The 13221-nt window shown below is 41.6% G+C and carries 13 protein-coding genes; 8 read left to right on the plus strand and 5 right to left on the minus strand.

Translation table 11 applies throughout. The features are described from left to right. The first annotated feature begins 257 nt into the window (after positions 1-257). Both HHA41_RS13150 and HHA41_RS12240 read left to right on the plus strand, forming a co-directional pair. Positions 258-563: an MFS transporter gene (locus HHA41_RS13150; RefSeq protein ID WP_228284189.1), complete on the plus strand. Its 306-nt coding sequence runs from the start codon at positions 258-260 to the stop codon at positions 561-563. A gap of 1 nt (position 564) precedes the next feature. Beyond that, the gene (locus HHA41_RS12240) at positions 565-1308 is read left to right on the plus strand and encodes an MFS transporter (protein ID WP_228284188.1); all 744 of its coding nucleotides are present in this window, start codon (positions 565-567) and stop codon (positions 1306-1308) included. A gap of 85 nt (positions 1309-1393) precedes the next feature. Here the strand turns inward: HHA41_RS12240 and HHA41_RS12245 are convergent, their stop codons facing one another. The 3 genes from HHA41_RS12245 to HHA41_RS12255 all read right to left on the minus strand — a co-directional run bounded on the left by HHA41_RS12245 (position 1394) and on the right by HHA41_RS12255 (position 5364). Then, the gene (locus HHA41_RS12245) at positions 1394-3040 is read right to left on the minus strand and encodes an AMP-binding protein (protein WP_168461899.1); all 1647 of its coding nucleotides are present in this window, start codon (positions 3038-3040) and stop codon (positions 1394-1396) included. A 294-nt stretch (positions 3041-3334) separates the two neighbouring features. Then, positions 3335-4471: an acyl-CoA dehydrogenase family protein gene (locus HHA41_RS12250; protein ID WP_168417456.1), complete on the minus strand. Its 1137-nt coding sequence runs from the start codon at positions 4469-4471 to the stop codon at positions 3335-3337. Positions 4472-4593: 122 nt separating this feature from the next. Beyond that, the gene (locus HHA41_RS12255; RefSeq protein WP_168417457.1) at positions 4594-5364 is read right to left on the minus strand and encodes a 3-hydroxyacyl-CoA dehydrogenase; all 771 of its coding nucleotides are present in this window, start codon (positions 5362-5364) and stop codon (positions 4594-4596) included. Positions 5365-5506: 142 nt separating this feature from the next. On the opposite strand from HHA41_RS12255, the gene HHA41_RS12260 reads away from it, so the two are divergent. The 3 genes from HHA41_RS12260 to HHA41_RS12270 all read left to right on the plus strand — a co-directional run bounded on the left by HHA41_RS12260 (position 5507) and on the right by HHA41_RS12270 (position 8327). Further along, on the plus strand, positions 5507-6532 hold the full coding sequence (locus HHA41_RS12260) for an AraC family transcriptional regulator (RefSeq protein WP_194558998.1): 1026 nt from the start codon (positions 5507-5509) through the stop codon (positions 6530-6532). Positions 6533-6778: 246 nt separating this feature from the next. Beyond that, positions 6779-7129: a hypothetical protein gene (locus tag HHA41_RS12265; RefSeq protein ID WP_168417459.1), complete on the plus strand. Its 351-nt coding sequence runs from the start codon at positions 6779-6781 to the stop codon at positions 7127-7129. Positions 7130-7415: 286 nt separating this feature from the next. Continuing rightward, positions 7416-8327 (plus strand): bestrophin family protein, encoded by a 912-nt coding sequence (locus HHA41_RS12270; protein WP_168461903.1) that lies wholly within the window; start codon positions 7416-7418, stop codon positions 8325-8327. A 23-nt stretch (positions 8328-8350) separates the two neighbouring features. Here the strand turns inward: HHA41_RS12270 and prmC are convergent, their stop codons facing one another. After that, positions 8351-9175 (minus strand): peptide chain release factor N(5)-glutamine methyltransferase, encoded by an 825-nt coding sequence (gene prmC / locus HHA41_RS12275; RefSeq protein WP_168461905.1) that lies wholly within the window; start codon positions 9173-9175, stop codon positions 8351-8353. Continuing rightward, complete coding sequence (prfA, locus tag HHA41_RS12280) at positions 9175-10263, minus strand: peptide chain release factor 1 (RefSeq protein ID WP_168461907.1); 1089 nt, start codon at positions 10261-10263, stop codon at positions 9175-9177. Before prfA ends, prmC begins: the two co-directional genes overlap by 1 nt. A gap of 378 nt (positions 10264-10641) precedes the next feature. On the opposite strand from prfA, the gene HHA41_RS12285 reads away from it, so the two are divergent. The 3 genes from HHA41_RS12285 (at position 10642) to HHA41_RS12295 (ending at position 13079) form a co-directional block, all read left to right on the plus strand. After that, positions 10642-11067: a glycine zipper domain-containing protein gene (locus HHA41_RS12285; protein WP_168417463.1), complete on the plus strand. Its 426-nt coding sequence runs from the start codon at positions 10642-10644 to the stop codon at positions 11065-11067. Positions 11068-11324: 257 nt separating this feature from the next. Further along, positions 11325-11849, plus strand: coding sequence for a hypothetical protein (locus HHA41_RS12290; RefSeq protein WP_168461909.1), 525 nt, complete (start codon positions 11325-11327; stop codon positions 11847-11849). A gap of 225 nt (positions 11850-12074) precedes the next feature. Beyond that, positions 12075-13079, plus strand: a complete 1005-nt coding sequence (locus HHA41_RS12295) for an LLM class flavin-dependent oxidoreductase (protein ID WP_168461911.1) — start codon at positions 12075-12077, stop codon at positions 13077-13079. The last annotated feature ends 142 nt before the right edge of the window (positions 13080-13221 follow it).

Consider the following 13221-nt stretch of genomic DNA (forward strand, 5'->3'; position numbering starts at 1 on the left):
ACCCACCTTGCCACTACTGAATCGACATAGACAAAATGAGCACTTATGCAAATATTTGTCTATATTTTTAGTTATAGATAGAAAATATAACTGTGAAAACAATAAATTATATTATTCATTTTCACCCAAAATAATAAACATGACTGTGTGCATACGCATAACAACGACACAACATAATCCAAGACAAATTTCGTCGCTCAAGCCTGTGCTGCGATACAACCAACATCAGTAAAACAACATCAAAAGGATGTGATGACATGACTAAGGAAAGTTTTATCGACACGGTCAAAGCCGTGTCGCCTAACCCTGCCGATGCAGTGACCTACAACAAGTGGAAAATTCTGCTGTTGCTATTTTTAGCTAATATGCTGAACTTTTTTGACCGTACCATTCCTGCCACTATTATTGAGCCGTTACGCTTTGAATTTAATTTAAGCGACTTACAACTGGGCTTTGTAGCTGCATCATTCACTTTGGTATATGCAATTGCAGGTTTGCCTTTTGGACGCTTGGCCGACAAAGGTTCACGTAAAAAAATTATTGGCTGGGGTGTTCTTCTTTAAAATGAAAGAACCACCACGTGGTGCAAGCGAAGGTGAAAACTACACGGCAAAGACTGTTCAAAACCCGATTCGCACGCTTTTAAAAATTAAAACCCTACGTTGGATTATTCTGTCAGGCTTAAGCGTGAACTTTGCCGTGTATGCAGGTAACTCCTTCTTTGTACCACTGTTTCAACGCTATTTTGGCTTGAGTTTGACACAATCTGCTGTTATCACAGGCTGTATTGTTGGGATTACAGGTTTAATTGGTCTAACGCTAGGCGGTGTCATTGCAGATAAGATTCATCAACGCTTTGCCCGTGGCCGTTTGGTTTTTGGTGCGATTTGCTTGTTTATTTCTGCAATATTTATTGGTATCGCACTGTATTTGGGTAACGATTCTCTAACAGCTGTGGTTATTCTGCTCAGTTTGGGCTGGTTGGCTTCTTATAACTACTACACTACGGTTTACCCTGCCATTCAGGATGTAGTCGAGCCCAATTTACGTGCGACTGCAATGGCTGTGTATTTTGCCTGCATGTATATTTTAGGCGGTGCGTTTGGCCCAATCGTGGTTGGGGCATTGTCAGATCATTTTTCACAAGCAGCAATGCTAGCTTCAGGCAGTGCGGTAATGACAGAACACTTTAAAGCTGTTGGTCTACACAATGCGTTGTTTGTAATTCCTGTGGCATTATTCTTTACAGCAGTGTTTGTTTACCTAAGCTCACGCAGCTTTGTTCAAGATACACGACGCTTGCAATAACCATTTAAGTGCATATAACAACAAAACGCCAATCTAAATGATTGGCGTTTTTGATTTAAGAGTACTTTAAAACTATATACCCAATTTAACTTACTTTTTTCAAAGCCGTTTGTTTGGCAATTTCCTGTTGTTTCAGTAAATTACGCTGAATTTTCCCACTCGATGTTTTAGGCAAACCATTTACAAATTCTATTTCTTTAGGATAGGCATGTTTCGATAAACGTGAACGAACATATTGCTGTAACTTTTCCTGCAAGGCACTACTGGCTTGATATTGATTTTTTAGCACCACAAATGCTTTTACGATTTCTGTACGTTCTAGGTCTGGCTTACCAATCACTGCAGATTCAAGTACTTCTTCACATTCAAGTAAAGTACTTTCTACATCAAAAGGCCCTACCCGATAACCCGATGTTGTAATGACATCGTCTGCACGACCTATAAAATCAATGCCGCCAAATTCATTTAAACGCACAGTATCACCCGTGAGATAATACTGTCCGACAAATGATTTACGATCATGTCCTTCGTAGCCTTTAAACCACATTAACGGCGATTGCGATTCATCTAAGGCCAAAGTACCAATTTCACCGCATGCTACTTCCTGATGCTCAGCATTCAAGACTGCAAAACGATGCCCTGGAATAGCGTATCCTGCAGAACCAATTTTTTTATGATGTTCCAATGCGTGATGATTCGCGATTACCATGCCCAGTTCAGTTTGCCCATATTGGTCATAAATATTGACGTTTAATTCATGATTAAACCAATGAATCACTTCGGGTGTGAGTGGTTCACCTGCGCTGCTGACCACACGCAAATGATTTTTTATTTCTGCATCAAATTTTTCTTTAAAACCAAAGAACATTCTAAATGCCGTTGGTGAACCTGTTAAGTTGCTTACCCGATATTTACGGATAATCTCTAATGCATGATCGACACTAAATGGGCGCTCATCCATAATAATACTGTGCCCCAAACTTAGTGGCCCAGTAATGCCATAGTACAAACCATAGGCCCAACCTGGATCTGCCAAATTCCAGAATGAATCCTCTACACGTAAATCTACCGCAAACTGCATATACCCCTTAAAGGCCAAAATTGCTTTTAAAGGCACAGGCACCGACTTGGCTAAACCAGTCGTGCCCGAAGTAAACATCATTAAAAAGTCATCATCAAAACTACGATATACTGTTTCAAAATGGCTATTTTGTGCATTTAAGACTTGCCAAAAATCAGCATCAGTATTATTGGCTGTGGCATTCGCATCAACGGTTAAAATACCTACATCATTCAGTAAATCTAATTTAGGACGCTGTTCGCTGTTGGTTACAATTAACTGTGTTTTGGCTGTCAGAATCCGATGCTCAATGGCCTTAGACTCAAATGCGGTAAACAAGGGTTGATACACCGCACCAATGCGCCAAGTGGCTAAAATTGTAATGAGTAGCTCTGCAGTACGCGGCAGTAAACCCGCAATACAATCGCCTGCTTTTAGACCAATTTTGACAAAATAGTTGGCCAGTTTACCTGATGCTTCTGCGAGCTGATCAAATGTCCATGTTACAGATTCACCATGTTTGCCTTCCCAGATTAAAGCAGTGCGCTGAGCACCTATATAGCGCCCGCAACATTCTTCATAAGCATTTATAGCCGTAGGTGTACCCACCAATTCTGTTTGAATGAGCCGTTCTAGGTCAAAAGCCTGATATGCATCTTGCAAAGTTTTCATTATGTGAAGCTCCGTCTTGTACTGATTCATCTGCAATTCTTTTGCAGCAATGTATTTTGTTGTTTTAACCGTTTTAAAAAATTTAAATCTAGAGTGAATTAGGTCTGTATTAAAATTTATGGCATGTCGTGGCTACTGCATGCCAAATTCTTAAATACTAATCAACGGATTCCGTTGATTATCTTGCTTTAGCTAAACATGATTCAGGTGATAGCTCAATTTCCACTCACCTCAACCTGCATGCTAGATTTGAACATTCAATAAAATGAGATACAGCGAATATTTGTCAGTGCATTAGCGCTTGGTCACTTCACGTGCAATGACTAAACGCTGAATGTCTGATGCCCCTTCGTAAATTTGACTGACACGTACATCACGATAAATACGTTCAACTGGAAAATCAGAGACATAGCCATAGCCACCATGAATTTGAATCGCATCTGAACAGACACGCTCAGCCATGGTCGAAGCAAAGAGTTTAGCCATAGAGGCTTCTTTCAAGCATGGTAAACCTGCATCTTTCAGGCTTGCAGCATGTAAAATAAGTTGTCGTGCAGCTTCGATTTGAGTCGCCATATCGGCTAGACGAAATGCCACCGCTTGATGTTGCACAATTTCAACACCAAAGGCTTTACGTTCATTGGCATAATCCACTGCAGCCTCTAAAGCTGCACGCGCCATGCCAACCGATTGTGCTGCAATACCAATGCGGCCTGACTCCAAATTTGACAATGCAATCTTGTAACCTTCACCTTCTTGCCCTAGCAAGTTTTCGGCAGGAATACGGCAGTTATCCAAAACAATTGTGGCAGTATCTGAACAATGCTGCCCCATTTTGTCTTCTAAACGCGCCACAATATATCCAGGGGTATTCGTCGGCACTAAAAAGCAGGAAATACCTTTTTTACCTGCAGTTTTGTCTGTAACAGCGAAAACCAAAGCGACATCGGCATATTTACCTGTGGTAATAAATTGTTTGGTACCATTTAAAACCCAACTATCACCATCCTTTTCTGCTTTACATTCAATGGCGCTGGCATCTGAACCGACTTGCGGCTCGGTTAAACAAAAACAGCCCAACCATTCACCTGTAGCCAATTTGCTTAGATATTTCTGTTTTTGTGCTTCCGTGCCGTAGCGTTGAGTGATCCCACAAGGTAATGAGTTCTGTACACTAACAATCGTTGAAATCGCACCATCGCCTGCGGCAATTTCTTCCAAGGCTAAAACCAACGACACATAATCCAAACCTGCGCCGCCCCATTCTTCTGAAACAGTCATACCCAATGCACCCAACGCACCGAGTTCCTTTAATTCCTGTGCTGGAAATTCGGCAGTTTTATCACGTGCGGCTGCAGTAGGTTTCAGCTTTTCCTGGGCATAACTCCGCAGCATATCCTGAATCATTTTTTGTTCATGGCTTAAAATCATATTGGCTCTCTGTCTCTATTTATGTTGTTCAGTCAGGGAATGTACGCAACATCCTTGTTCTATATTGCGATGATTTTTCGGTTGCTTTGCTTGTGCTTACTTAGGCTATTTTATGATGCAGCTTATTTCGGCTGCATACGAATCGCACCATCTAAACGAATTACTTCGCCATTCAAATAGCCATTTTCAAAAATGTGACCGACTAACTGTGCAAACTCTTCCGGTTTTGCCAAACGTGGTGGAAATGGCACCATTTGCCCCAAAGCATCTTGCACATGCTGCGGAAAAGCTTTGAGCATTGGTGTTTCCATAATGCCTGGGGCAATAGTCATCACCCGAATGGCTTCACGTGCGAATTCACGTGCTAAAGGTAGCGTCATTCCTACAATTGCGCCCTTAGAAGCAGAATAAGCACTTTGGCCAATTTGCCCATCAAATGCAGCAACTGATGCTGTATTCACAATTACACCGCGCTCTTCTTCGTTTGCTTGCAAGTCATATTTCGCCATCAACTGTGCAGCGAAACGAATCATATTAAAACTGCCCGTGACATTGATATTCAAAACTTTCTGGAACATCGCCAAATCATGCAAACCATCACGCCCTAAAACTTTGGCAGAAGGTGCAATTCCCGCACAATTCACCAAGCCATTTAACTGACCATATTTTTGCTCAATATGGCTAAAAAGCTGCTGTACTTGGTTTTCATCGGTTACATCTACAGCCAAAAACTCAGACTGGCTACCCAATTGCTGTTGTAGCTGCTGCCCAAGCTCCTGATTCATATCGACCATAATCACGCGAGCACCCTGCGAGACCAAGTATTGTGCCGTAGCTGCACCCAGACCAGATGCACCACCCGTGACCACACAGACTTTTCCTTGAATTTTCATATTATTTTCCTTATAAATTTCTACAGTTCTACAACTTAAGATGCAGATTAATCACACTCTGGCTAGAGTACAATTTCCAAACCCTGCATCCTCCATGATGTCTTTGGACAGCCAACTTGTAAATGGATACCTTGACTGCCACATGAAAGCCGCTCCACTCACCTACAGTAAAGATACAATTTCAATTGCTTTGGTACACGAAGCTTTGGCTGCTGCACAACAACATACTGTAGACACCGCCGCCATATTAGAAACTGCGGGTATTCCACAGGAATTGCTGGACTCCAACAAAGCACGTGTTTCCATTCTACAATTTGGTCAATTATGGATTGCACTTGCAGATGCAATGAATGATGAGTTTTTTGGTATGGACAGCCATGCTTTACGTCGTGGCAGCTATCAGCTTTTATCTAAATGGGTGTATCAAGCCGATCACTTACAACTCGCTTTGCAAGATATGCTCGTTTTTTTAAATTTAGTACTGGACGATTTTGTCGGTGAGTTACGTATTGAAAATGATTACGCCATCTTGATCATTCATGATAAAGATCAAGTGAAACCGATGTTTAGTTATGCCACCTATTTAATGCTCATTCACAGCCTGATGTGTTGGCTGACTGGGCAACGTATTGCTATTTTAAACATGCAACTTAAATGCAATGCCCCTGTGGATGATACTGACTACCGCATCCGTTTTTGTGATCAAATTGAATACACCTGTACAGACAATAAAATTTATTTTGAAGCACAACATCTCGCACTAAAAATTAAGCAAGATGAAAAAAGCTGGAAACGTTTTTTAAAGCAAACGCCTTATAACCTTTTAGTACGTTATAAAAACCCGCATGCACTAAGTCATCAAATCCGTAAACAATTGGTCAAACTTCCTCCAAGCCAATGGCTTGAGTTAAGTGAACTTACACAACATTTCAATATGTCTGAAGCAACTTTTCAGCGGCGTTTAAAACAAGAAGGCACCAGTTATCAACAATTAAAAAATGAAGTCCGTCGTGATACTGCAATCGAACTACTCAGCAAAACTCAGCAATCCTTACAAGAAATTAGCGACCAGCTAAATTTTCACGATCCAAGTGCGTTTCATCGTGCTTTTAAAAAGTGGACAGGTTTAAACCCAGGTGCATATCGGCAATATACTGAAAACACATAAGCAAGCACTTTATTAAGTGACTTATCAAGTAATTATATTGCATTAAGCCTATTATTTAATTTTCAACTAAAGATACAAGCACTTATATTACAACACCCAATTGAACTGATCGTTCATCGGCACGGCATTGCCAAAGCCCAGTATTTAGTTTACTTTTCAATCAATTTAAAGCATAAATTTTATGCAATTTGGCTGTAATACTCCCCCTGTAATATTTAAATGTACCAACATCTCTGGAGGTCCCCCATGCTTAAGATGGTCGATGTACTTGAACAAAATGTAGTTCAAAATTTCACTCACTCTCTCAACCAAGCTTCTGACCAATTAGATGAATTACTGAATCAAAGTATTCTGAATACCTCAGAAGAGCAATTACGCACAGCAATTTCTGCATTCTTTAAACGTGAAGATGCAATGCAAGCTGCTGCTGCGTTAGATATTTGCCAAGAAGATTTACACGCTTTACAGGCAGGTTTAGCACTGAAAGAAGAACACTTAAGCGATACTGCAAAAATTGTCGCACTGTGTTTGGCTTTAGAAACTGATAGTTTGACCCAAGTCGAAGTGTCGGATTGCTTACAAGACTATCCTATGTAAATGTGGCAAAGACTTAAGCTTAAAGTGTTAACTAAAATTTAAGTTTACACATTGCATCAGTAAATCCGAAAGTGATATCTGAAATCAGGCATCACTTTTTTTGTTTTCGTCGTTGACTGACTGCCTAACTACACTGCACTTTTACAATCTATAAAGCAGCAGTGCATGAGTAGATATTCTCATAGCTTTGATTCACAGGAAAAACCATCACTGCAATACCTAAAGCGACTTGCCAAGCGCTATTTGTCTATGGAACACTAGCAACAGCTTACAGGATTGCTTTAAGATGATTATTCGCAATAAAAACAATAGTTTTACTCTACTTTTTGCATGGTACGGTACAATTTTACCCACCGTCTTACCTGCGCTTGCAATTGTGGTATTTCTTTCTACGGTCTTGGTTTATTTATCCTCGCAGCACTTTTTTCAAGCACCGAGCGTTCCCGCAATTGGCTTTACCATTTTCGGAATTATCTTGTCTATTTTCTTAAGTTTTAGAAATACAGCCTGTTATGAACGCTGGTGGGAAGGACGCAAACTATGGGGAACTTTAATTGCCACATCACGGCATATTTCTCGTGACTCGCATGTTCTGTCTGAACATCATCGACAAGTCTTGATGTATCGGGTAATGCTCTTTAGCAATTTATTACGTGACCGTTTACGTAGTCAAAACCAACCGATTGAATTTTATGAAAACAAAGTGCAGTTGACCACAAACGATTATCAGGCGTTATTTCAACATATCAATGCTTCACAATATATTTTAGAAAGTATTCAAAAAGATTTAGTGATTGCCCTAAAAACTAGAGAAATATCAGACATTATTTACCAAGGGCTGAATCAGCACATTGTAGAATTGGGCAATGTACAGGCGGGTTGTGATCGTATTTTAAGTACGCCTTTGCCTTTTTCTTATTCGGTCTTGCTACACCGTACTGTGTACTGCTTCTGCTTTATTTTACCGTTTAGCCTAAAAGCCAGTTTAGGTATTTGGACACCAATTTTAGTCGGATTAATTGCTTATCTGTTTTTAGGTCTGGATGCTCTAAGTGAGCAACTTGAAGAACCTTTTGGGCTACAAGACAATGATTTGCCATTGAATTCTATGGTGCGTTTGATTGAGCGTGAAATGCTGAGTTCACTTGGCGAAGAACTGCCACCTGCGATTCAGCCACATCTTGGTAAGTTAAGTTAAATTAAGCGTATAGACCCAAAGCATTACATCAAACGCGCCAAAGTCACCCGATCATTGCCTGCATAATCTTTGACTGTGCGTATTTCAGAAAAACCGTGCTCTGCAAAAATTTCCTGCACTGCTAAAGCTTGGTCATAGCCATGCTCAAGGGCCATCCAGCCTTGCTGTTTTAACCAATATTTGCCTTGCGAGATAATCTGCACAATATCTGCCAAGCCCTGATCTGCCGCAACCAAAGCACGTTCTGGTTCTGCTGCTAATGCAGGCATGTGCTCATCATGGGCATCTATATACGGTGGATTAGATACAATTAGATCCAACCTTGGTTCAGCTTCTAAGCCCAGTGCGTCAAACCATGCACCACATGCAAATTGCACCTCATTCAAACCATGCTTTATAGCATTTTCTTTCGCAACTGCAAGCGTTGGCGGGTAAATATCTGTTGCGGTGATTTGCCAATTTGGACGCTCAGAAGCTAAAGCCAACGCAATAGCGCCTGTGCCCGTACCTAAATCCACTACCATAGCATTACTTTGTAATGACAAAGAGAGTACGGTTTCAACCAAAACCTCGGTATCAGGACGTGGCACCAAAGTATCAGGCGTAACTTTTAAATCTAAAGTCCAAAATGGCTGAGAACCCGTGATATAAGCCAAAGGTTCGCCTGCAGCAATACGCGCTAAGGCCTGCGTATAGGCCTGCTCTTCTGCTGATGTTAATTCCTGACTTGCACGATACTTTAATTCAAGTGCACTCAGCCCTAAAAAATGCTCAAGCAACCAGATATTTTCCTGACGCTCGTAGCTATCGGCTTCACCACGTAGTGCCAAGGCTTGTGCAATATTCATTAGCCACCGTTTTGCTGGGCAAGCATAGCCAACTGATCTGCCTGATATTCACGATGCAGACTGTCTAGCAACTCGGTTAAATCACCTTCCATAACCGCATCTAACTTATATAAAGTCAGGTTAATGCGGTGGTCTGTCATACGCCCTTGCGGATAGTTATAGGTACGGATACGTTCAGAACGATCTCCCGAACCGACCAAGTCACGACGCATTTCTGAGGTTGCCGCATCTGCCGCAGCACGTTTGGCATTTTCCAAACGAGATGCCAACAATGCCATGGCCTTGGCCTTATTCTTATGTTGCGAACGCTCTTCCTGACATTCCACCACCGTTCCTGTTGGAATGTGGGTAATACGTACCGCAGAATCAGTTTTGTTAACGTGCTGACCACCCGCGCCTGAAGCACGGTATGTATCAATACGCAAATCTGCAGGGTTAATGTCTACCGTGGTATCAACATCTACCTCTGGCAGAATTGCCACGGTACATGCAGACGTATGCACACGCCCTTGTGATTCTGTTGCAGGCACACGTTGTACACGGTGTGCACCACTTTCAAACTTCAAACGACCATAAACACCATCGCCATTGACCAAGCAAATGACTTCTTTATAGCCACCGTGTTCGCCTTCATTTTCAGAAAGAATTTCAATCCGCCAGCCTTGGCTTTCTGCATATTTGCTATACATGCGGAATAAATCACCTGAGAAAATTGCAGCTTCATCACCACCCGTTCCTGCACGAATCTCTAAATAAGCAGAGTTAGCATCGTTCGGGTCTTTCGGAATCATTAAAATATTTAAATCTGACTCAAGTTGCTGAATCAGTGCTTTATTCTCTTTAATTTCTTCTTGCGCCATTTCCTTAAAGTCAGGATCAGTCAACATGGCTTCAGCAGTTTCTATATCGGCTTCTGCTTGTTTGTATTGTGTCCATACGGCGGTAATTTCATCTAAATCACTGTGCTCGCGTGACAGTTGACGAAAACGCTTATTATCGGAAATCACTTCAACATCGGCCAATAATGCCGTGAGCTCTTCGTGTCGGTCTGAGAGCTGGTCTAATCGTAAACGTAACGATTCTTTCATTGTTTAAAAAATCTCAATACAAAGGCTGTCGCATACATCACGCAGCACAGCGAAATAAAAAATTGCGCATAGTTTACCGATTCTAAGCACTAAATGACATCATTATTACAGCACAGTGGCACGGTATTAAAGCTCACCTAAGTTATCGAGCACATTGTAAACAAGACGACCCAGAATCATCATTGCAGTAAAACTGTTGAATCTTCATACAAGGATTGCGCATTTTTTTAGCAATTTTAATCAAACTTATACAAAGGCCACACCAAAGCACACCAATCTCGTGCGCACTCTCCACATTTTGACAGAGACTCTTTGATAGATTTAGCCCATCAAAATTGATCATAAAATAAGTCCTGAAAATGGACATGGAGTGCAATCATGAAACTTAATGCAATGTTATTTAGTGCAGCTTTAGCCGCAGGTTCAATGCTTAGTGCTAATGTTTACGCAGACAATACCACACGTGTAGCTGCTGCAAGTGCTTTAGGCAGCGTGGCAGGTACAGCTATTGGTAAAAATATGGGCGGCACAACAGGTGCAACTATTGGTGCTGCACTCGGTGGTGCAGGTGGTGCTGCGGTTGCGAGCAATAAACGTCATCGTACCGAATCTGCTATTGGTGGTGCTTTAGGTGGTGGCGCTGGTTATACCGTAGGTAAAAATATGGGTGGAACCAATGGTGGATATATTGGTTCGGCACTCGGTGCTGCCGGTGGTGCAGCTTTGGGGAATAAAATCTCAAAAGATAAAGAATACGACCGCTACCAAGAACGTAAATGGAAGAAAAAACGTAACCGACGTTAATTTATACGTCTGAATCAGTCTTAATGATTCACCTAAAAGCATCGACATTAGCTCGGTGCTTTTTTGATCCTGTTTAGAAATATCATAAATACCAAAAAGCGATGAAATATGTAGAAATAATGTGGGGTAATTACAGTGTATTTATCAAACTTTACAACATGTTCTATCTGGCCTTCACGATTCTTTCTACAAGCTTTTATACATTAATTACATATATAAATACCCAAGCGCATAAGTTATTGATACGGAGCATCCTCATGAAACTGAATTATTTTTTATTAAGTGGTGTCATCGCGAGTTCTGCCTTAATCATGGGAACTGCACATGCAAATGACACACGTGTTGCTGCAAGTTCTGCGCTTGGTGGTGCAGTCGGTGCAGCCATTGGTCAGCACATGGGTGGACAAACAGGTGCAATGATTGGCTCTGCAATTGGTGGCGCAGGTGGTGCGGCGGCTTCTGCCAGTAAACGTGACCGTAACGGTGCCATGATTGGTGCAGCGCTAGGTGGTGCGGGTGGTTATAGTGTCGGTCGCAACATGGCAGGCAATACGGGTGGCTATGTTGGCGCTGGACTCGGTTCTGCAGGTGGTGCTGTACTGGGTAAAAAAGTGAGCGAAGACCGTCGAGATGATCGCTATGACAACAAACGCTATGATGACCGTTACGACCGACGCTATGACAGCCGTGGCTATCGTTATAATGATGTGCGTTACAATAACCGTTACAGTAAAGACAATGGCTTGCATTTAGGTCATTACAAAAATGGAAAACGTCGTTAATTGTTAATTCATCTCCGCCACGCTCTCTACAATCTCTTTAATATTGCAAAAGCACCTTCGGGTGCTTTTTCTTATACAGACAATAATCTCACTATATTAAATCACTGCTTAAACACACATCCGCTAAATCTAGCGCACTGAACACCCTTATATCGAAAATTATCGATATACAATCCACTCAATGCATCGTATGATAAAACTCTCTTTATCAAGCTGGAATAAATGATGCGTTCCCTGCAAGACACAAAATTTGCCATTCTTGAACTTGCACCTGTCCGTGATGATCAATCAGTTCAATTTTCACTGCATCACGCACTCGAATTGGCACAACATGCAGAACAACTTGGTTATGACCGTTTATGGTTGGCTGAACATCATAATATGGATGGCATTGCCAGCTCTGCAACCGCAGTACTTTTAGGCTATTTATTAGCAAATACCAGACACCTGAAACTGGGTTCAGGCGGTATTATGTTACCTAACCATGCGCCTTTAGTTGTGGCAGAACAGTTCGGTACTTTAGCAACTTTATATCCAAATCGTATTGAATTAGGTTTGGGACGTGCACCAGGTACAGATCAAGTTACTATGCGTGCCCTGCGTCGTGGCCGTCAGGAAACTGAAGACCAGTTCCCACAAGATGTGCTCGAAATTCTTCATTATTTTAAAGATGCTGAACCACAACAACGTATTGTGGCCACCCCTGGTCAAGGCACGCACGTTCCTGTCTGGTTACTTGGTTCAAGCTTATTTAGCGCACAACTGGCTGCAAAATTAGGATTGCCCTATTCATTTGCCTCACACTTTGCCCCACGCATGCTTGGTCAAGCAATTCAGTTATACCGTGACAACTTTGAACCCTCAGAATATTTAGACCGCCCGTATGTGTCTATGGGTGTACCAACTGTAGTTGCAGACAGCGATGCAGAAGCACAATATCTCGCCACAAGTTCCTATCAACGGGTATTGGGCTTAATTCGTGGGCAGAGTTTGAAACTCAAAGCTCCTATAAACAGCATGGATGGTTTGTGGTCACCTGCTGAAAAAATGTCAGTCGATAGTTTTTATGGCATGGCGCAAATTGGCTCTGTAGCAACAGTAAAAGCTGGACTGGAAAACTTATTGGCAAAGTATGATGTAGATGAGTTCATTTTCACTTGTGACATTTATGATACGCAAAAACGCCTACGCAACTTCGATTTGCTCATGCAAATAAAAAATGGAATTTAAGTAACTGAACGCTTAACAACACTCAAAAGGTCTTGCAGTGACTTTGTGTAAACACGGTTATTGCGAGTAATGCCAGTCAGTTAAGAAATTGACTGGCATTTTCTTGGATATTTTTGTGCTTTAATTTTCACTACTCGCGGAC

The organism is Acinetobacter sp. A1, from assembly GCF_012371315.1.
Lineage (GTDB): Bacteria > Pseudomonadota > Gammaproteobacteria > Pseudomonadales > Moraxellaceae > Acinetobacter.